The sequence below is a fragment of the Sporosarcina gallistercoris genome (assembly GCF_050459885.1).
GTDB lineage: Bacteria > Bacillota > Bacilli > Bacillales_A > Planococcaceae > Sporosarcina > Sporosarcina gallistercoris_A.
Genome location: NZ_JBCMNO010000005.1, coordinates 13,258 through 34,175 on the forward strand (window position 1 = coordinate 13,258; position 20,918 = coordinate 34,175).

The following is a 20,918-nucleotide window of genomic DNA, read 5'->3' on the forward strand; positions in this document are numbered from 1 at the left end:
TTGCTCCACTCATAGATATGACTGGATGCGCGGATCATACGGCTTTTTTGTATGTCCGCCATATCATTGAGGAGGAAATGCAATGCAATTGTTAAAAGACAAGATCATGAAAGAAGGAAACGTGTTACCAGGTGACGTTTTGAAAGTAGACTCCTTTTTGAATCACCAAATCGATGCAGAACTCATGCAGGCTGTTGGGAACGAGTTTGCAGAAAAATTTGCAGATGCAGGCATCACCAAAATCTTAACGTTGGAGTCATCAGGGATTGCCCCTTCAGTTATGGCGGCACTTCAGCTGAAAGTACCCGTAGTGTTTGCACGTAAAAGAAAATCACTGACTCAGAACAGCAATCTATATAGCGCCTCTGTTTACTCCTATACAAAACAGGAATCGAACGAAATTTCGGTATCTGAAGCACATATCAATTCACAAGATACATTGTTGATCATTGATGATTTTCTTGCAAATGGACAAGCGGTTCTAGGGTTATTGGAAATCGCGGAACAAGCAGGAGCGGCTACAGCAGGGGTTGGGATCGTAATAGAAAAAGGATTCCAGCCGGGTGGCGCAATGTTACGGGAGAAAGGGATTCGTGTAGAATCGTTGGCAATTATTGAATCACTGGAAGACTTGCAAATCACTTTCAAGGAGGCTGTCGAACAATGAAAACGACGCTTCTTGGAATACAGCATCTGTTAGCGATGTACGCAGGTGCAGTTCTTGTTCCGCTTATTGTTGGCGGCGCGATTGGACTGACACCTAAACAGCTTACGTATCTTGTGTCTGTCGATATTTTGATGTGTGGGGTGGCAACACTTCTACAAATTATGACAAATCGTTATTTTGGTATTGGACTCCCTGTTGTGCTCGGATGTACGTTCACAGCTGTCGGACCGATGATCGCAATCGGAAACTCATTCGGCTTATCTGCAATTTATGGATCGGTCATTGCGTCCGGGGTTATTATTGTGCTTATCAGTGGGTTCTTTGGTAAACTCGTCAAGTTTTTCCCACCCGTCGTTACAGGTTCCGTAGTTACAATAATCGGCATTACACTCATTCCAGTTGCGATCAATAACATGGGTGGTGGACAAGGTGCTGCTGATTTCGGCTCACTAACTAATATAATGTTATCATTCGGTACACTTGCTTTCATCGTTCTCGTCTATCGATTTTCTGCAGGATTTTTACGTGCAATTGCAATCCTGATCGGGTTGGTTGGGGGAACGATCGCCGCGATGTTCATGGGCGTCGTTGATTTCTCAGCAGTGGGTGAAGCATCATTTTTCCATATTGCTCAACCGTTTTTCATTGCAACACCGACATTCCATTGGCAGCCGATTTTAACCATGACAATTGTGGCTATGGTATCTCTTGTCGAGTCAACTGGTGTCTATTTTGCACTGGGGGATATTTGTGAGAAAGACATCAAGTCCAAAGATCTTGAAAAAGGGTATCGTTCAGAGGGGCTTGCATCTGTTATTGGGGGAGTTTTCAATGCATTTCCATATACGACTTTCTCTCAAAACGTCGGTCTCATTCAAATGTCTGGTGTGAAATCGAGAAAAGTTCTCGTGATTACAGCAGGCATGCTGATCGGACTAGGGTTCATGCCTAAAGTTGCTGCTTTGGCTACGGTTATTCCGAATGCTGTACTTGGCGGAGCGATGGTTGCCATGTTCGGAATGGTCGTTTCCCAAGGGATCAAAATGCTCGGCACCGTCGTTGTTAAGTCACAGGACAATGCGATGATCGTTGCTTGCTCGGTTGGAATCGGACTAGGTGTGTCCGTGGTGCCGGAATTATTCGCAAAACTTCCTGAAGGCATACAACTACTTACAAGTAATGGAATCGTTGCAGGCAGTTTAACGGCGATAACGTTAAATATTATTTTCAATATGTTACCGAAGAGAAAGCGGAAAAAAGTCATTGTGTTAACTGAGCAAGAAGCGTAATAAAAGAGAGTGGGGGCTTAATACAGCCTTCCACTCTCTTCCTTGTTTCACTATCGATTCAGATTCGATGCTGGCCATAGTTGTGCAAATCGAGAAATTTAATCAGGGAGTCCAATGTTTCACTACTAACAGGTGTCTCATAAGCGAGAATGGAATCCATCAGCTGATCGGTTGTCCGTGAGCCAACTAACGTCGACGCGACAGTCTCGTTCCGAAGACAAAATTGAATGGCAGCCGCATGCAGATTTGTTGTATTTTCTGTTAAATTATGGACGACCTCACTTAGAGCAGGTTGTTCATATTCAACAAACGAATCAGTTTGACCTACACGCTTCTCACTCTCAGCCGTCAAAAGACCTTTCGCCAAAGTACCTCTGGCGATAACTGAAGCGTTCTGATCAGCAATCATTTTAAACCATTCTTCAGGTCGCCGGTCGAGCATATTGTATTGCATCATGATGGAAACAGCATTACTTTCATTCAAAAACCGCTGAATCACATTCGGTCGGATTGATGAAATGCCATATTGTCGAATAATCCCCTCATCTTTCAACCGCTCAAACGCTTCAATCACTTCATCGATATTGTCTTCCATTGTTCCTCCATGCAGCTGATACAAATCGATATAATCCGTGCCAAGTCTCATAAGACTTGCTTTAACACCTTCCATGATATGTTCTTTTGAAGCATCCCAATGCCATGTTTTTCCGTCAGGATTCATTTTATTCCCGACCTTTGTTGCAAGGACAATATCATCTCTGCGATTGCGGATTGCATGTCCCATGACTTCTTCATTAGCACCGCTGTCGTACAAATCTGCCGTGTCAAAAAATGTGATACCCGCGTCTAGAGCAGCAGCTACGACATTGTCTACCTCATTTCGGTCAGTTGGCAGTGACATACAGCCCAATCCAAGCTCAGAAACAGAAAGACCACTATTTCCTAGTTCTCTTGTCTTCATCCAAACACCTCCATAACCCCCATGGTATACTGGACGAAACAAGATGGAAAGTGGGGGACCTTATGAAAAAATTCGAAGAACGAACGGTTACCAGTGAAACTCTATACAATGGCAAAATTATTGAACTCCGAGTGGAAGAGGTCGAACTGCCGGACGGCAAACGAGCAAAACGAGAGCTGATCAAGCATCCCGGTGCAGTCGCAATCATCGCCATAACAGATCAGGGGAAACTCGTTCTGGTTGAACAGTTCAGGAAAGCACTTGAACGGTCCATCATCGAAATTCCTGCAGGTAAAATAGAGCCTGGGGAAGATCCGGAGAAAACTGCAATCCGGGAGTTGGAGGAAGAAACAGGCTACCGAGCGAAAGAATTTACCTATATCCAGTCTTTTGCAACTTCCCCCGGATTTGCAGACGAAGTCATACATCTCTATTTAGCTAAATCCTTGGTAAGGGTGGAAAATCCAGCAGCGGGTGATGAAGACGAATTCATCAATCTTCAGGAAAGTACTATCGATGAAGCCGAGGAAATGATGAAAGACGGACGGATTTACGATGCCAAAACTGCTTTTGCTGTGCTGTATATAAAAGAACTCCTGAAAAAATGAACTAATTGTAACCGGACAAGCATAGAGTAATACAAACTATTCGGAGGTGCTTGTCTATGGTTCGTTCGTTATCGTTCTTGCAGTTGTTTGTAATACTCGCAGTAGGTTACATAGGCGGCGTGTTACTCTATCGGGGCATTCCAGAAGCGGATTTTACGTTTCTAGTCCAGCTGTACGATAGTCGTGCTGCACAAAACAGTTCCGCTTCTTTACTCATTCAACTAGCAACGGTCCTTTCTTTTTACGTTGTCGCAATGGTTCTGTCCTTCTCTAAGAGAACGAGATGGTTTGTGATGCTTATAGGCGCACTGAAGGCTGTATTATTCGGGCTTGCCTCCTCTCATATACTAGCGGGTGGTGTGAATATGCTCGCTTATACAGGGTGGTGGTTTCCGTTTAAACTGCTGGGGACTTTTCTCGTATTGTTATTTTGCTGGACGCTATCTCCTCCTTTCTTCACTCGCAAATCTGTTAAGCGAACCAACAACCTCAAAATACCTTTAATGATTGCCGGGGTCGGACTGGCCCTTTTCTTCGCAGACAAGGCTGTATACAGTCTCTTAGGAAATTAAAGGCGCTATAGGGCGGTTTCCTTTCTATTGTCATAACGAATGACGGTTTGCTATAATAGAATCATTCTTGAGGGGGGCGTCCTATGGAAAGCCGAATCGAACGCATAAAAAAACAATTACATGGGGCCAGCTATAAATTGACGCCTCAACGGGAAGCTACAGTCATGGTGCTTTTGGAAAACGAAGCAGACCATTTAAGTGCAGAAGATGTGTTTCTGCTCGTAAAGGAAAAAGCCCCTGAAATTGGTCTAGCTACTGTTTACAGAACACTAGAATTGTTAACTGAATTGAAAGTCGTAAACAAAATTAATTTTGGAGATGGCGTTGCGCGCTACGATCTGCGTAAAGAAGGAGCTGCGAGATTCCACCATCATCTAATATGTATTGAATGCGGAGCAGTCGATGAAATTCAAGAAGATCTCCTCGGTGAAGTAGAGAAAGTCGTTGAGAAACGTTTTGGATTTACAGTAAAAGATCATTGGCTCACCTTCCACGGGATTTGCAAACGTTGTAAATCCGAGGGGGATGCAAAGGGAAAGTGAGAGAGGACGGCAACATGCTGTCCTCTTTTAGCGTTTGAGTTGAACAAGGAGGGAAGGAGTCTGTGTCTGCAGGATAACCCTGTGTCATCAGGCATCCGAAACATGTGAGAGACTTAAAATTCGCTCTTCAAGATTATTTACACTTTCTAAAAGTTGAACGGCAGCTGGCGGACAATACCATTTCTTCTTACAAACGGGACTTAACTGCATATACGAATTGGCTATCGTCGACGTTAGCACCAACAGATACAGTTGACCACCAACAGATTACAGCATACTTACACCAGTTGAAAGAGCAAGGGAAATCCTCCAGAACCATCTCAAGACATATCTCATCGATCCGTTCCTTTCATCAATTTATGCTAAGGGACAAAGTTTCAGACACAGATCCCACGGTACACCTGGAGCTGCCTAAGCTGGAAAAGAAATTGCCCCGTGTTCTTTCCGTATCAGCCATTGATCAGCTAATCAATTCAGTTGGCACAGCGACCCCGCAGACTATCCGGGATACTGCCATCCTTGAACTGTTATACGGAACAGGAATGAGGGTAAGTGAACTAATAGGGATGAATGTGGAAGACGTTAATTTAACAATGGGATTTGTCCGCGTTTTCGGTAAAGGAAGTAAAGAACGGATTATCCCTTTAGGGAATACTGCCGTGAAAGCGTGTACACGTTACATTGAACATGTGCGACCGGAGTTTGTTTGTTCAGGTGCAGGGAAAGATGCGCTCTTCTTAAATGCCAGAGGAGGCCGGCTGACGCGTCAAAGTATTTGGAGTCTTTTACAAGACGTCTCTGAAAATTCGGGGCTGACTCAAAAGTTGACTCCTCATATGCTGCGTCATTCGTTTGCCACACATCTTGTTGAAAACGGTGCTGATCTCAGGGCTGTACAGGAAATGCTCGGGCATGCTGATATTTCAACGACCCAAATATACACACATGTCAGCCGAACGCGACTGAAGGATGTATACAGTCAGTTTCATCCAAGAGCATAAAGATTTTATTATAGGAGGTAATTCAAATGACTACACAACCATTTAAAAGAATTCATTTAATCGTATTAGATTCTGTCGGAATTGGAGAATCACCGGACGCGCATTTGTTTGGGGATGAGGGTGCTGACACGCTCGGTCATATCGGCGAACATATGGAGAATGGCCTGCATATGCCGAATTTGGCTCGTATGGGCTTGTCCAATATTAAAAAGATACAAGGAATTCCTGAAGAACAGGCTCCGATAGGGCTGTACGGTAAAATGCAGGAAGCCTCTGTCGGTAAAGATACAATGACAGGACACTGGGAAATGATGGGCCTGAATATTGACAAACCATTTAAAGTATATCCCAACGGATTTCCTGCTGAACTAATTGAAGAGTTGGAAAAGCGGACAGGCCGCAAAGTGATTTGCAACGAACCGGCAAGTGGAACAGCTGTCATAGAAGAGTATGGAAAAGAACATATGGAAACAGGTGCGCTCATTGTTTACACCTCAGCGGATCCGGTCCTACAAATTGCTGCGCATGAAGACATTATTCCAATTGAAGAGCAATATCGTATTTGTGAAATTGCGCGTGAACTGACACTTCAGCCGGAGTTTCTAGTTGGTCGTATCATTGCGCGTCCATTTGTCGGAGAACCAGGAAGCTTTGCACGCACATCGAATCGTCATGATTACGCGCTTAAACCGTTTTCGCCTACAGTCATGAATGCATTACAAGACATTGGAAAAGATGTGGTTGCTGTAGGTAAAATTTCGGACATATTCAATAATGAAGGTGTAACTAAAGCGGTTCGTACAAAGAGCAATATGGATGGTGTCGATAAGCTTCTAATTGAAATGGATACGGATTTTGAAGGATTGAGTTTTACAAATCTAGTGGACTTCGATGCGCTATTTGGACACCGTCGTGATCCACTGGGCTACGGTCTGGCGCTACAAGAATTTGATGCGCGGATGCCTGAAATAATGAGCCGCTTGAAACCGGATGATTTGTTAGTCATCACTGCTGATCATGGGAACGATCCAATCCATGAAGGAACAGATCACACCCGGGAATTTGTCCCATTACTCGTGTACTCCCCGCGTTTTAACAGTGGCGGAACACTTCCGCTACGCAAGACGTTTGCGGATATCGGAGCAACTATTGCGGAGAATTTCGAAGCCGAAGCGCCAAATTTCGGAGAGAGTTTTTTACCTTCACTAATTGAAAAGGTAAGGTGATCCTAATGAGAATGGTTGATGTGATTCAGAAAAAAAGAGATGGTCAGAAATTGTCTGAGGAAGAAATCCGATTTTTCGTTAATGGTTACACGGAAGGCTCTATCGCCGATTACCAAGCGAGCGCTTTCCTTATGGCTACCTACTTTTCGGATATGGATGCAGAAGAGCAAGGCTACTTGACGATGGCGATGGTCCACTCAGGCGACACTATCGATTTATCGGCAATTGAAGGTGTTAAAGTCGACAAACACTCAACAGGAGGCGTCGGAGATACAACGACGCTCATTTTGGCACCACTGGTAGCTGCGTGTGGGGTTCCTGTTGCTAAAATGAGCGGGCGTGGACTTGGGCATACAGGTGGTACGCTCGATAAGTTGGAAGCAATCGAAGGCTTCCATGTTGAAATTACGGAAGAGCAGTTTGTTAAACAAGTGAACGACTTAAAGTTAGCGGTTATTGGACAAAGCGGTAATTTAACGCCTGCCGATAAAAAGCTATATGCACTCCGCGATGTTACAGCAACTGTAGACAGCATCCCGCTCATTGCAAGCTCCATTATGAGTAAAAAGATTGCAGCGGGTGCAGATGCAATTGTGTTGGATGTGAAAACCGGTGATGGGGCGTTCATGAAGACTACTGAAGATGCAGAGGCACTTGCGCGATCAATGGTAGCAATCGGCAGGGAAGTCGGGCGGAATACGATGGCCGTCATTTCAGATATGAGCCAGCCGCTTGGATATGCAATCGGAAATGCACTGGAAGTGAAAGAAGCGATTGATACGTTAAATGGGAATGGACCGGAAGATTTAACAGAGCTGTGTCTTGTTCTCGGAAGTAAGATGTTGATTGCCGGTGAAAAAGCAAAAGATACACAAGATGCCCGCAATCAGTTGAATCAGGTTATTCAAGATGGTTCTGCACTCGAACTGTTCGCTAAGTTCCTTGAAGCACAGGGAGGGAATCCTGAAATTGTGAAAAACCCGGACTTATTGCCGAAAGCTGCACATCAATTTGAAGTGAAGTCGACCTCGACTGGTTTTGTAACAAAGATGGAAGCGGATGAAATCGGAGTTGCAGCAATGCTTCTGGGAGCTGGCAGAGCGACGAAAGAAGACGACATTGACTTGGCGGTAGGTATTGTCCTCAAGAAAAAGATCGGGGATGCGGTTAATACAGGGGAGACGATTGCTGTCATTCACTCGAATACAGATGACGTCTTACTAACTGAAAATTTGCTGCTGCAGCATATTCACATTTCTCAACACGCTGCTGTACGTCCTCAACTTATTCATAAAGTCATGGAGTGAAAAAAGAACAAGTAAAGTCATCCACGAAAAAAGCACCGATCACGATTTACGTGATCGGTGCTTTTTTGACGTCGAAAATAGAATCATCGTCTAGAGACTGTCATTTTTGGACATGCTGTCTGTATGTTCTGTTGTCGGTTCATGTAACGTGAACACTAGTTTTGACTAGTTTTGTCACGAAGAAGGGTTCCGCATTCCTTCCGTTGAATAGTTGGCGAGAAGGAGGGATTAACGATGACAGATATAGCAATTACAAAAAATGGCATCATTGTTGTGACGTTGCGCGGAGAATTGGGGAATCATGAAGCCAATCGCATCCGGACACAAATTTCATCGGAAATCTTTAGTGGTAAAGTGCATGGGATTATATGGGATTTGACGCATCTTGGATTCATGGATAGTTCGGGTATAGGTTTGATTTTAGGAAGAATGAGAGATCTTTCTCCGCAAAATGGGGAGACACTTATTTTGAATCCCTCTGGCACGATGGAGAAAATTTTTCAATTCTCAGGTCTTGGCGAAGTGGTGAGGCATTGCACCGTAGAAAAAGCTATAGGTGAAATCGGAGGGGTTTTACATGAACAATGAAATGACATTGTCATTTGTCGCAATTGAAGAGAACGAGGCATTGGCTAGAATGACGATGACGTGTTTCATAACACCATTAGATCCGACGATTGAAGAGTTATCCGAATTTAAAACGATAGTGTCTGAAGCTGTGACAAATGCAATTATTCATGGTTATGACTGTGATGGGAAAAGGGAAGTAACGATTCATGCGAGAATTGAAGACAGCAAAGTGACAATGACCGTAACGGATGAAGGAAATGGGATTTTCGATGTCGACCAGGCGATGGAACCGATGTTTACAACGAAACCGTTGCTGGAAAGATCCGGAATGGGTTTTACAATCATGGAAAGTTTTGCTGACAATTTGTCGGTTGAATCCGCCATTGGGCAAGGGACTGTTGTACGGTTTGAAAAAACATTTTCTCCGGTCACGGAAAAAAGCAGAATGAGGTGACCTATGGAAATGTCTGTTGAAAAAAACGGAGCACTTCTGTCCCAAGAGGAAATGCGCATGCTGATTCAACAGTCCCAAGCAGGCGATAAGGAATCACGCAGGCGTATGGTGGAAGGGAATACACGCCTCGTCTGGTCCATTGTCCAGCGGTTCGCTTCGCGTGGTGCAGACTTGGAGGATCTGTTTCAAATCGGCTGTATCGGTCTCATGAAATCGATTGATAAATTCGATCTATCCTACGAGGTGAAGTTCTCGACATACGCAGTGCCGATGATTGTAGGAGAAATACAAAGGTTCCTTCGAGATGACGGAATGGTGAAAGTGAGCCGTTCGATTCGTGAACTTAGTTTTAAAATCAGACATGCCACTGACAGTTATGTTAAAGAGCATGGGACATCCCCTTCAATATCCGAGCTTGCTGAAACACTTGAAGTAACGATTGATGAAATCATTCTGGCATCGGATGCCTTACGCGATCCAGCATCGTTACACGAGCAGTTATATGACAGTGACGGCGATAGCCTGACACTGATGGACCAGCTCAAAGACGACCGCTCCACGAGGCTGTTTGATCATATTCCACTTCGTGATGTTGTTTCAAAATTAAACAAAAGAGATCAGACAATTATTTATATGCGTTACTATTTAGATTGTACCCAAAGTGACATTGCAGAACGAATTGGAATATCTCAAGTCCAGGTATCACGATTAGAAAAGAAAATACTAGCCCAGCTGAAGACATGGATGGGTGCAAGTGTAGAAGAAACGTTAGATAAAGCGAGGGCTGATCGGTAAATGAACCCATTATTTACATCTAAGACGGAAGCAGAAGCGTGGTTTGTCGATAAGTTTGGCACGGGAGAAACGTTCGATGCCACTTTACGGGAAATTCACATATGGGAAATGCCAGTACTTCTTCTATATATCAATGGACTAGTCGATGGTCAGACGATCACGACGTTACTTACTGAAATGCAAAATGCAGACAGGGGGGATGAAGCTTCTCACCATTCAGGTGAGAAGCTGCTCTCTTACTTTCCATATCACGCCGTAGAACAGGCGAAAAGTCGCGATGAATTCCTAACATCGATATTGAGCGGACTTGCAGGGTTTGTGACCGATGATGGCTTCACTTTTCTTATCGATATTAGAAGCTATCCAGGGAGACAGCCGGAAGAGCCGGATAATGAAAAAGTGATCCGTGGATCGCGGGACGGTTTTACGGAAAATATTCTTCAAAACACAACGTTGATCAGAAGAAGATTACGGACACCGGAACTTCGATTTGAAATGCATAAAGTCTCTGCAGTCGGAAAAACAGATGTGGCCATTTCCTACATCAAAGGAGCGGCCAATGAAGATATATTGGATGGAATCCGAAAAAGAATGGATGAAATTGAAACGGACGGCTTAACGATGACGGATAAGTCTTTAGAAGAGTTTCTTTTCAAGCAGAAATTTAATCCGATGCCGTTTGTACGATATACGGAACGACCTGACATTTGCGCAGCCCATCTGTTGGAAGGGCATATTGCTCTTGTAGTCGATACTTCTCCATCTGCTATCCTCGTGCCTACCACCATATTTGACCATATGCAACATGCGGAAGAGTATCGGCAAGCTCCCTTCATTGGTACATTTGTCCGGATGATTCGTATGATCGGCGCAATATCCAGCCTTCTATTACTGCCGTTTTGGTATTTATTGGCAACAAGGACGGAGCACATACCACAATTTTTGCATTACATTGGTCCAAATGATCCAGGAGCTGTTCCGTTGTTCGTCCAGTTGTTGCTGGCCGACTTAGGTATAGAAGTGCTAAGAATGGCGGCCATCCATACACCGACTCCCATGACAACCGCCATGGGACTGGTTGCAGCAATTGTCATCGGACAAGTAGCGATTGATGTAGGACTGTTTACTCCAGAAGTTGTCCTATATGTCTCAGTCAGTGCCATTCTCACATTTTCAATCCCCTCTTATGAATTGAGCATCACGACAAAAATATTCAGGATCGCCTTACTCATTGCGGTTGCTGTAGCCGGCGCGCCAGGCTTTTTCATCATGCTTGCCGTATTGTTCTATTACTTGAGCTCGATGAAACCGCTGAATGTTCCGTACCTATGGCCGGCGCTGCCATTTTTCCCGAAAGCGATGCTTCGTGTCATCTTGCGCCAACCAATGACTAAAGACACACCAAGACCTTTTATCACCCACTCACCTAGCCGGAATAGAATGCCGTAAACAATTGCCTGTCCCAATAAGTTGTGATAAATTTGTCCATAGACTATTCCTTTTATATTGAAAACCTGTAAGGGGAGATTAATCGCAAATATTGGAGTGGAGGCGTACCCGATGGACTTATACGGAACTCAAGAAGTGAACGGCAAAGGGCATTTAGTCATAGGTGGATCAGACACCATTGACCTTGCGCATGTGTATGGCACACCGCTCGTTGTCTACGATACAGCGTTATTCCGGAAGCGGGCTGCAGGATTTCAAGAAACGTTCAAAAAAATGGGAATCCGGGCACAAGTAGCCTATGCGAGCAAAGCGTTTTCATCGATAGCCATTTATGAATTAGCAGCTGAAGAAGGGTTATCATTGGATGTTGTTTCAGGCGGAGAATTGTTCACTGCCGCAAAAGCCGATTTCCCTAGAGAACGAATTCACTTTCATGGCAATAACAAAAGCTATACAGAATTGAACTTTGCGTTTGATGAAAAAATAGGCTGTATTGTAGTCGATAACTTTTTAGAGTTGTCCATGGTTAAAGAAATCGCATCTACACGAAAACAGAAAATGAATATCTTGCTTAGAGTTACGCCAGGTGTTGAAGCTCACACACATGAGTTCATTACAACGGGCCAGGAAGATTCCAAATTCGGATTCGACTTGAAAAACGGTCAGGCGGACCAAGCATTTGAGCTCGCTTATGACGCGCCGTATTTACAATTATTAGGCCTCCATTGTCATATAGGGTCTCAAATTTTTGAGACGGATGCATTCACCCACGCTGCACACGTACTGATGGAAAAGATGCAAGCATGGAAGGAAACTCACTCGTTTGTTTGTGCTGTCTTGAACTTGGGTGGAGGATTTGGTATCCGCTATACGGAAGAAGATCAGCCGCTTGAACCTTCTCAATATGTAGAAAAAATGGCGGAAGTTGTTCTTGGACTTTCTGAGAGGTGGGCCTATCCTCTGCCGGAAATCTGGATAGAGCCTGGCCGTTCACTAGTAGGGGATGCAGGAACAACCCTTTACACAGCTGGAAGTGAAAAGGAAGTTCCAGGGGTACGCACATACATTGCAGTGGATGGTGGGATGTCTGACAATATCCGTCCGGCCCTATATGATGCAAATTATACAGCGGCTGTGGCGAATAGGATGACAAGTCCTCATGATAAGACAGTTACGATAGCGGGGAAATGCTGTGAGTCCGGTGACAAACTAATTGTCGACGCTAAACTTGCAGATGTATCTGAAGGCGATATCCTTGCTATGTTTTGCACTGGAGCGTATACGTATTCAATGGCGGGAAATTATAACAGGCTTCCTAGGCCAGCGGTCATATTTGCAGAAGAGGGACAGCATCAGCTCGTCATTCGTCGAGAGACGTATGAAGATATCACTCGATTAGACCTCTCCTTGCAACAGAAGGTGAGGAAAGAATCATAATGAGAAAGCGAAATTTACTCCTGTTTACAGGAATTGTCATCATGACATTAGTATGGGGAGCTGTCTACTGGTACTTAGTCGTACCGATTATCGATCCCCGATAAGGCTCAAGTTGATAAATGATGGACAGTCCTGTAAAATCGAGCAGACAGTATTATTGAAAGTGAAGGGATACCCATGAAACTTGTTCGTTACAAGAAAGCGTATCATAAAATAGCAATGGGATTTCTTTCATACAGCTCCGGTGATCAGCCTGTCAAACAATTACAAGAGACGATGACACGCTATGAGACAGATGACAACTGGGAAATGTATTTAGTGAAAGAACAAGAAGATCTCATTGGAATGGTCGGTGCTGAAGTCGCAGATCATTCGTTTGTCGTCCAGCATCTTTCCATAAACCCCTCTTTTAGAGGGGAAGGCATCGGGAAAGAGATGGTTGCGAAACTGCAAGAGGAATTCCCGGACAAAACTCCCTATGGGAATGAATATACGGATGCATTCGTCAGTAAATGTGTTCTGGAAGAAACAAGAGCGGAACGCTAACGTCCGCTCTTCTTCTTTTCGTTGCGAAGTTTTAGAATATCACTTCTGTCACGTCGCATATGTTTATGAATAACGTCATCGCTTCCTGCTGTGAGTAAGGTCAGGCTCTGCTTGGTTGTCTGCACTAAATCAATCAGTCGCTGAGATTGGATTGTGATTTCCATCGCATCAAAAGAATGTCCAGATGATAGTTCTTGCTTTGCATAAGCGATGTCTTGAATAAGTTGATCAAAATCAACCATTTCTTTATATTCATCGTATATGGGCGAAAGAGAGGTGAATCGCTGAAGTGCTTTGCTGATCGTTCGGGAAGCTCCATCCAGATTACCACGTCTCCAATGATACATCCCTGTAGACAATAGTATATAAGCGGTTAGTGGATGAGATTTTGAATATCCCGGAATCGACTTCCAATAGTCTTCTAACACTTCATGCCCCTCGAAATAATCTTGATTGTCATTAAAATACACGAGAAACTCCACGAAGAGCGGATGAAAATAAGGATGCATACAATCACTCCTTTCCATTAGTCCATCTGCTGTGAGCAGAAAAGGTGAAAAAATGTCTTATAATGTAAAACTAGAAGCATTCGAAGGTCCACTCGATCTATTGCTGCACTTAATTAACCGATTGGAAATTGATATTTATGACATTCCAATGGCGCAGCTGACAAACCAATACATAGAACACTTACATGCAATGCGTGTACTCGAACTCGATGAGCTCAGTGAATATTTGGTTCTTGCCGCCACCTTGATAGAAATCAAGAGCAAAATGCTGCTTCCTGTACATGAAGGCGATGTATTCGATGAAGAAGGGCAAGAGTACGACATGGAAGAAGACCCCCGTGAAGAACTGATTGCACGAATTCTAGAATACAAAAAGTATAAAGAAGCAGCAGTTCAACTGAAAGAATCTGCCGATGAACGTGCTGTTCACTTCACAAAACCACCTTCCGAATTAGAAGCGTATGGAGGCGTCATACCGGCAGATCCGGGTGATGAACTCAATGTATTCGATCTGTTAGGTGCTTTCCAACGCATGCTGCAACGCAGGAGGCTGAAAGCGCCTATGTCTGCAAGTATAACAAATAACGAAATTTCTGTCGGCGATAAGATGGATGAAATCATGAGTCATGTAGAACGTAAGGGAGGTACTTGTGATTTTGAAGAGTTGTTTGAAGAAGGAGATATTAGTGGATTAATCATCACATTCCTGTCAATTCTTGAACTGATGAAACGACTTGATATCGTTGTTGAGCAACATGGGAACTTTGACAGGCTAAAGATTCGGATGCAAATGGAGGAACAATCGTATGAATGAAAATAACACGCTTGCAGCTACTATAGAAAGTTTTCTTTTCGTTTCAGGCGAAGAGGGACTGACGTTAAAACAACTTGCTGCATTGACTGTATCCACCGAGGGTGAAGTTACAGATGCTCTGGAACAGTTGCTCAAAGGCTACGAAGAGCGGCCTGCAAGCGGAATTACATTGCGTCAGTATGGCGGCGTGTTCCAGCTTGTCACAAAAGCGGATTATGCAGAAGATATCAAACGGTTGTTTGAAAATCCACCTTCAAAAATGATGACGCAGGCAGCTCTTGAAGTATTAGCAATAATAGCTTACAAACAGCCGGTGACTAGAATAGAAGTGGATGATGTCCGTGGTGTGAAATCCGAAAGAGCCATCCAGACGCTTGCTTCTAAAGGATTCATCATGGAAAAAGGGCGTTTGGAAGCGAGTGGTAGACCCATTCTATATGCCACGACATCGTATTTCTTAGATCGTTTCGGTCTGAATTCATTGGCAGACTTACCGCCTCTACTTCAAGATACAGAAGAAGATGAAGACACAGACTTATTTTTAACGAAGTTTCAGGACATATTAGAAGCACAAGAAGAAGAAGGAGGAAACAGTGTTTGAAAAGAGTGCTTAGTATACTGATACTAACTGTTTCGATGGTACTCATGTCCATTCCAACAGCTTTTGCCGCCAATTCATCGTGGGTGGTCATCGATGCAGACAACGGAAGAATATTGGATGGCGCCAATCCGCATGATCGATTGCCGATTGCGAGCTTAACAAAAATTTGGACGGCACTGACGTTTCTTGAATCTGGAACAGCTCAAGAACAAACCATCATTTCTTCTCGGGCCGCATCTGCAGAAGGATCTTCCATCTATCTGGAACCTGGGAGTAAGATATCAACAGACGAGCTGCTCCATGGTCTCATGATGCGATCTGGAAATGATGCCGCCATGGCACTTGCTGAGCATGCAGGGGGATCCGAAGAAGGGTTTGTTCAATTGATGAACGAACAAGCAGACCTTTACGGACTTAAGGATACGCATTTTACCAATCCTTCAGGTCTACATGATGAACAACACTTATCATCCGCTTATGATACTGCGATGATGCTCTACTATGGTATGAAAAATAAGGAATTCAAAAAGATAGCATCTACAGAACAATACTCCCGGAAAGGGAAACAAGCAGGAGTATGGGAAAACAAACATCGACTGATTACATCTGACACGGATGCTGTTGCGGGTAAGACTGGTTTTACGAAAGCGGCAGGCAGGACATTAGCCACCTACTTTGAGAAGAACGGCAAGAAAGTGATTGTCGTGACATTGAATAACGGAAATGACTGGAATGTCCATAAATCCTTGTCTTCTAAAGTTTTTAACGAGTATTCAATTGTAACAATCGCAAAAAAAGGGGACTATGCGGTACTGCCTGGTATCACAGCGCATCTAAAGAAACCAATAAAGGTGTTGCTCAATCAGGAAGAGAAGAGTAGAGTTAGTTCAGTCATGCGGATTCCGCGAAGTGAAGCGCAATCATCATTTGGCGAATGGATAGTCTCACTGGATCAAGAGCAAGTAGTGACTTCGGAAGTTGAACTTAAACGTGAGTGAACTCTTTGTCCGAAAAAGATGACGGAGTACGTTGATAGCTTTTGCAGCAGAGGACTACTCAAAGCCTCTGTTTTTTTCTTTTTTGAAAAAGGTAGGCAATGCCGTGAATAGAGCAAGAATTCCTTAGCTTATGGTCATTTTAGGCGGTCTTCTTTTCATTTGTATTAAAATATGACATAATTTTTGAGACTGAAGAATGAGGTGACGGAAATGGAAAGACTACAAAAAGTATTAGCAAGAGCTGGTGTTGCATCCCGGAGAAAAGCCGAGGGGTTAATCTTGGAAGGCAAAGTAAAAGTGAACGGTTCCGTGGTAACTGAACTTGGAACAAAAGTATCAAATGCAGACAGAGTGGAAGTTGAAGGAATCCAAGTTGTAAAAGAGAATTTCGTCTACTACCTGCTTTATAAACCAAGGGGCTATATTTCGACTGTACACGATGAAAAGGGACGAAAAACGGTGTTGGACCTACTTCCAGGCGTTGAGGAGCGGATTTTCCCCGTTGGCCGTTTGGATTATGACACGTCAGGTGTCATCATCATGACAAATGATGGAGACTTTTCTTATACAATGACCCATCCGAAGTTCGGGATAAAGAAGCAGTACATTGCAAAAGTGAAAGGCATCCCAACTCGTGAAGCACTTAAGAAGCTTGAACATGGAATTGTATTGGAAGATGGTTTAACTGCTCCCGCGCATGTGAAAATGCGAACAATGGATAAAAAAGCCCAAACCGCTCTTATTGAAATTACGATTTCAGAGGGGAAAAACCGTCAAGTGCGCCGTATGTTCGATGCCATTGGGTGTCCAGTAGTGAAATTACGAAGGGAATCATTTGCCCACCTTACTACGGTAGGTTTAAACGCGGGTGAAGCACGCGAGTTGACTACCCATGAAGTGAAACAACTTCGTGTTCTAGCGGAAACTGGCAAAATCGGCTAATTTGTGACACAAATGTTTCACAAAGCCCTCACGAACGAAGCCGATAAAAAAACACATCTTTGTTATAATGAAGGATGCTAGGTATGATTCGAATTACCAACGTCAGGGGGGAGTGAAGTGGCTAAGATGGACAAAAAGAAAAAACGCTTGATCATTAGAGGAGCGATCTTACTCGTATTATCGGCGGCTATTATCTTTGCACTTACTTCAAAAAAAGAGATGAAAGTGCTTGCAGTCGGGGATAAGGCACCGAACTTTGAACTGCGGGATATGAACGGCGAGAGTGTGAAGCTCTCTGACTATGAAGGACAAGGTGTGTTCTTGAATTTCTGGGGTACATGGTGCCCTCCTTGTAAAAAAGAAATGCCATATATTGAAAAGCATTCCAAAGAGTTCACGAAAAAAGGGGTACAAGTTCTTTCAGTGAATATCGGGGAATCGGAATTTAAGGTGAATACGTTTATTGACCAATACGGGCTTACATTCCCTGTTTTGATCGACAAAAATAAAAGTGTAAGCCGGAATAGTTACAATGTCGTTCCGCTTCCGACTACTATGCTGATTGATAAAAATGGCGTTATCAAACAAATTGTTACGCGTGAGATGAGCGAAGCTGAAATTGTGTCTCTAATGGAGAGCATTCAACCCGAATAAGGAGTATGGTACCCAATGAGCAAAATCAAATGCCAGTGCGGTCACGAAAATCCTTTCGGAACCGTCCTTTGCGAAAAGTGCGGCCGACCGCTTACAGACGAAGCGCAAAATAGTAAAATGGTCGACATGCGTTATGAAGGATCTGCTAGACGTTCGCAAACCTATAAAAAATCTATTATCGATAAAATCTGGAACTTCTTTTCAAGCGTAAAAATCGGAGTCAGTATCATTATTGCAGTTTTGTCAACTTCTGCAATCGGTACGATTTTCCCTCAAAAATTTTACGTCCCTGTTAATGGAAATGATCCATCCGAGTATTTGGAGTACTATGAACGTCTTTATGGTACCGTCGGTAAACTGTATTACCAACTTGGTTTTTATGATATGTACAACAGCTGGTGGTTTAAAATCTTAATCGGCATGCTGGGGACATCAATTATAATTGCCAGTTTAGACCGAGTGATTCCACTTTACAAGTCACTCAAAAAACAACGTACAAAACGTCATCCGTCGTTTATGAAGCGTCAGAGGATTTATGGGGAAAGTGAAATTACGGATTCCGATAAATCGCTTGAAAATGCCGAGAAAGCGTTAAAGGATTTACACTACAAGGTTAAAGTTGAAGATGGTGCGATCCTTGCCGAGAAGAACAGGTTCGGTCGTTGGGGTCCATACGTCAATCATACAGGACTCATCATATTTTTATTAGGTGTGCTCATGCGCGGCATTCCAGGATTTTACGTGGACGAAACGATGTGGATCCGTGAAGGGGAGACGCGGGAAATTCCAGGCGCTCCTGGATATTTACTTGAAAATGTCGACTTCTCTGTTGAAACGTATTCAAAAGAAGAGGCAGACGAAGTATTCGGTGAAGCACTTGATAAAAATGGCGCCATAGTAAGCGAGTTTAAATCAGACGTCAAACTCTATAAAGAAAAAGAAGGTTCTTTACCGGGTTCTTCGGATGTGGAGTTCATAAAAGAATATCCGATCATTGTCAACAAACCATTGAAGTTCGATGGATATAGCATTTTTCAGATGGATTACAAAACGGGTGAATTGAAAACAATGTCGTTCACATTGGTGAATAAAAAGACAGAAAAATCTTTAGGTGAATTCACAATTGACTTGAACGAGCCTGCTAAGAATTACGATCTTGGTAAGGGAGCTTCAATTGAACTCATGGAATACTATGCGGATTATGATGGTATTGTAGATGGACAACCATCCTCGAAATCACCCATCCCTAATAATCCTGCCTTCATATTCAATATGAAGACACCTGAACATCCAGAGGGCGAGAAGAGTTTTGTAGCTATCCGGCAAACTTTAGAAGTAGAACCGAATGACTATGAAGTTAAGTTCAAAGCTGCGGAAACCAGAGATGCCTCAGGTCTCACCATCCGTAAAGATAAGACGCTTTATATTCTTTTGTTAGGCGGAATCATCTTTATGATCGGTGTGATCCAAGGATCGTACTGGCAGCATAGAAGGATTTGGATCCAAAAAGGAACCGGTTCTGAAATGCTTATCGCAGCCCACACTAACAAAAACTGGTATACACTTAAAAAGGATTTGGACAAAGTGAAAGAAGTAGCTGCACTTCCGGAGTATACCGATAAGCAGGACAAAGAAGCTGTCACTGATACGACGGAAGGAGAGACAAAATAATGGATTACGCTGCATTGAGTGCAAATTTACTGCTAGTATCATTTGTTGCCTACCTAGTCGGCACCTTCTTTTTCGGAGGAGCAGTCAAGGGCTCTAAAACCGAAAAAACTTACAAAGATAGCATGTGGGGGAAAATCGGGATTGTTGTGACCATCATTGGTTTTGTTACACAACTCGGATATTTCATTACTCGCTGGATTGCATCTGGCCATGCTCCTGTCAGTAATATGTTTGAATTTACGACGGCGTTCAGTATGATGCTTGTCGGATCATTCATTCTCATTTTCTTCATCTATAAAACACCTTCGCTCGGATTGTTTGCGCTTCCGATAGCGATTGTCATCATTGCATATGCGAGTATGTTCCCTAGAGAAATCACACCGCTGATTCCGGCTCTTAAGAGTTATTGGTTAACAGTGCACGTGATCACTGCCGCTCTTGGTGAATCCATTCTTGCGATCAGTGCGGTAGCGGGACTGATCTATCTTGTTAAGAACGTCGATCTAACAAGGAAATCCAAGGAGAGATTTTGGCTGGAAGCGGTTATGTTCACTGTCGTTCTAGTTCTCGGATTCGTGTTATCTTCTTCAGCGTTCAGCATTGCTGGGTATGAAGCGGACTTCACGTACGTGGACAAAAACGGAAAGCCTTCAGAAATCACGTATAATATGCCGCCGTTATTTGGTATGAATGACTACGAGCAAGTGACCACTGGAACGATGAAGCCGTGGGTTGAAACACCTGCGATCGTGAATGCGAAAACACTTACTACTTTCGTATGGTCGTTATTCTCGGGGATTGTCCTCTATATACTGATCAGGCTTATCTTCCGACGACCGATTGCTGCGCTCTTGCAGCCGTTTGCTAAGAAGGCGAATTCACAATTGATGGATGAAATTGGATATCGATCTGTGCTAATCGGTTTTCCTGTCTTTACACTTGGAGCACTCATCTTTGCTATGATTTGGGCGCACGAAGCGTGGTCGAGATTATGGGGCTGGGATCCAAAAGAAGTATGGGCTCTTATCACCTGGCTGTTCTATGCAGCATTCTTGCACCTTCGTCTATCACAAGGTTGGGAAGGTAAGAAATCGGCATGGCTTGCTGTCGCTGGATTCGTTATCATCATGTTCAATCTCGTAGCCGTCAACTTGATTATCGCCGGTCTACACTCATACGCATAATGGAAACTGTGCAGCCTAATCCGCTGTACAGTTTTTTCGTTACATCATGATATATCATTCTGTTTCTATAATTATGTGCTCGGGATATGAGGGGATTGCGACAAATAGGTATACTAGTTTC

General features: G+C 43.6%; 23 protein-coding genes. 21 read left to right on the top strand and 2 right to left on the bottom strand.

Translation table 11 applies throughout. The features are described 5' to 3' along the window. Positions 1-82 precede the first annotated feature (82 nt). Positions 83-667, top strand: coding sequence for a xanthine phosphoribosyltransferase (locus ABE021_RS01935; protein WP_430286483.1), 585 nt, complete (start codon positions 83-85; stop codon positions 665-667). Continuing rightward, positions 664-1,956 carry a nucleobase:cation symporter-2 family protein gene (locus ABE021_RS01940; protein WP_430286484.1) on the top strand — a complete coding sequence of 431 codons (1,293 nt, stop codon included), beginning with the start codon at positions 664-666 and terminating at the stop codon, positions 1,954-1,956. The genes ABE021_RS01935 and ABE021_RS01940 overlap by 4 nt, the downstream gene beginning before the upstream one ends. 58 nt (positions 1,957-2,014) lie before the next feature. On the opposite strand, the gene ABE021_RS01945 is transcribed toward ABE021_RS01940, so the two are convergent. Next, positions 2,015-2,917, bottom strand: a complete 903-nt coding sequence (locus tag ABE021_RS01945) for an aldo/keto reductase (protein WP_430286485.1) — start codon at positions 2,915-2,917, stop codon at positions 2,015-2,017. 62 nt (positions 2,918-2,979) lie between these two features. On the opposite strand from ABE021_RS01945, the gene ABE021_RS01950 reads away from it, so the two are divergent. The 12 genes from ABE021_RS01950 to ABE021_RS02005 all read left to right on the top strand — a co-directional run bounded on the left by ABE021_RS01950 (position 2,980) and on the right by ABE021_RS02005 (position 13,424). After that, entirely contained in the window at positions 2,980-3,525 is a 546-nt protein-coding gene (locus ABE021_RS01950) for an NUDIX hydrolase (RefSeq protein ID WP_430286486.1), read from the top strand. 56 nt (positions 3,526-3,581) lie between these two features. Further along, positions 3,582-4,097 carry a hypothetical protein gene (locus tag ABE021_RS01955; protein ID WP_430286487.1) on the top strand — a complete coding sequence of 172 codons (516 nt, stop codon included), beginning with the start codon at positions 3,582-3,584 and terminating at the stop codon, positions 4,095-4,097. 83 nt (positions 4,098-4,180) lie between these two features. After that, on the top strand, positions 4,181-4,639 hold the full coding sequence (locus ABE021_RS01960) for a Fur family transcriptional regulator (RefSeq protein ID WP_430286488.1): 459 nt from the start codon (positions 4,181-4,183) through the stop codon (positions 4,637-4,639). A 104-nt stretch (positions 4,640-4,743) separates the two neighbouring features. Continuing rightward, positions 4,744-5,640 carry a site-specific tyrosine recombinase XerD gene (gene xerD, locus ABE021_RS01965; protein ID WP_430286489.1) on the top strand — a complete coding sequence of 299 codons (897 nt, stop codon included), beginning with the start codon at positions 4,744-4,746 and terminating at the stop codon, positions 5,638-5,640. Positions 5,641-5,666: 26 nt separating this feature from the next. Further along, entirely contained in the window at positions 5,667-6,866 is a 1,200-nt protein-coding gene (gene deoB / locus ABE021_RS01970) for a phosphopentomutase (protein ID WP_430286490.1), read from the top strand. A gap of 5 nt (positions 6,867-6,871) precedes the next feature. Next, positions 6,872-8,173 (top strand): pyrimidine-nucleoside phosphorylase, encoded by a 1,302-nt coding sequence (locus ABE021_RS01975; protein WP_430286491.1) that lies wholly within the window; start codon positions 6,872-6,874, stop codon positions 8,171-8,173. 234 nt (positions 8,174-8,407) lie between these two features. Beyond that, positions 8,408-8,761, top strand: coding sequence for an anti-sigma factor antagonist (locus ABE021_RS01980; protein WP_430286492.1), 354 nt, complete (start codon positions 8,408-8,410; stop codon positions 8,759-8,761). Further along, positions 8,751-9,197, top strand: a complete 447-nt coding sequence (gene spoIIAB / locus ABE021_RS01985; RefSeq protein ID WP_430286493.1) for an anti-sigma F factor — start codon at positions 8,751-8,753, stop codon at positions 9,195-9,197. Before ABE021_RS01980 ends, spoIIAB begins: the two co-directional genes overlap by 11 nt. A gap of 3 nt (positions 9,198-9,200) precedes the next feature. Next, positions 9,201-9,992: a SigF/SigG family RNA polymerase sporulation sigma factor gene (locus tag ABE021_RS01990; RefSeq protein WP_430286494.1), complete on the top strand. Its 792-nt coding sequence runs from the start codon at positions 9,201-9,203 to the stop codon at positions 9,990-9,992. Next, positions 9,993-11,441 (top strand): spore germination protein, encoded by a 1,449-nt coding sequence (locus tag ABE021_RS01995; protein ID WP_430286495.1) that lies wholly within the window; start codon positions 9,993-9,995, stop codon positions 11,439-11,441. Between the two features lie 111 nt (positions 11,442-11,552). After that, the gene (gene lysA / locus ABE021_RS02000; RefSeq protein ID WP_430286496.1) at positions 11,553-12,878 is read left to right on the top strand and encodes a diaminopimelate decarboxylase; all 1,326 of its coding nucleotides are present in this window, start codon (positions 11,553-11,555) and stop codon (positions 12,876-12,878) included. A 177-nt stretch (positions 12,879-13,055) separates the two neighbouring features. Then, a complete protein-coding gene (locus tag ABE021_RS02005) occupies positions 13,056-13,424 on the top strand; it encodes a GNAT family N-acetyltransferase (protein WP_430286497.1) in 369 nt (122 codons plus the stop codon). On the opposite strand, the gene ABE021_RS02010 is transcribed toward ABE021_RS02005, so the two are convergent. Continuing rightward, a complete protein-coding gene (locus ABE021_RS02010) occupies positions 13,421-13,933 on the bottom strand; it encodes a DUF309 domain-containing protein (protein ID WP_430286498.1) in 513 nt (170 codons plus the stop codon). The genes ABE021_RS02005 and ABE021_RS02010 overlap by 4 nt on opposite strands. A gap of 52 nt (positions 13,934-13,985) precedes the next feature. On the opposite strand from ABE021_RS02010, the gene ABE021_RS02015 reads away from it, so the two are divergent. From ABE021_RS02015 to ccsB, 7 genes are all read left to right on the top strand, one after another. Next, positions 13,986-14,747, top strand: a complete 762-nt coding sequence (locus ABE021_RS02015) for a segregation/condensation protein A (protein WP_430286499.1) — start codon at positions 13,986-13,988, stop codon at positions 14,745-14,747. After that, positions 14,740-15,348 (top strand): SMC-Scp complex subunit ScpB, encoded by a 609-nt coding sequence (gene scpB, locus ABE021_RS02020; RefSeq protein WP_430286500.1) that lies wholly within the window; start codon positions 14,740-14,742, stop codon positions 15,346-15,348. Before ABE021_RS02015 ends, scpB begins: the two co-directional genes overlap by 8 nt. 5 nt (positions 15,349-15,353) lie before the next feature. Continuing rightward, a complete protein-coding gene (locus ABE021_RS02025; RefSeq protein ID WP_430286954.1) occupies positions 15,354-16,346 on the top strand; it encodes a serine hydrolase in 993 nt (330 codons plus the stop codon). A gap of 210 nt (positions 16,347-16,556) precedes the next feature. Beyond that, a complete protein-coding gene (locus ABE021_RS02030; RefSeq protein ID WP_430286501.1) occupies positions 16,557-17,288 on the top strand; it encodes a pseudouridine synthase in 732 nt (243 codons plus the stop codon). A gap of 126 nt (positions 17,289-17,414) precedes the next feature. Next, entirely contained in the window at positions 17,415-17,942 is a 528-nt protein-coding gene (gene resA, locus ABE021_RS02035) for a thiol-disulfide oxidoreductase ResA (RefSeq protein ID WP_430286955.1), read from the top strand. A gap of 15 nt (positions 17,943-17,957) precedes the next feature. Then, positions 17,958-19,613, top strand: a complete 1,656-nt coding sequence (resB, locus tag ABE021_RS02040; protein WP_430286502.1) for a cytochrome c biogenesis protein ResB — start codon at positions 17,958-17,960, stop codon at positions 19,611-19,613. Beyond that, the gene (gene ccsB / locus ABE021_RS02045) at positions 19,613-20,797 is read left to right on the top strand and encodes a c-type cytochrome biogenesis protein CcsB (RefSeq protein WP_430286503.1); all 1,185 of its coding nucleotides are present in this window, start codon (positions 19,613-19,615) and stop codon (positions 20,795-20,797) included. Before resB ends, ccsB begins: the two co-directional genes overlap by 1 nt. The last annotated feature ends 121 nt before the right edge of the window (positions 20,798-20,918 follow it).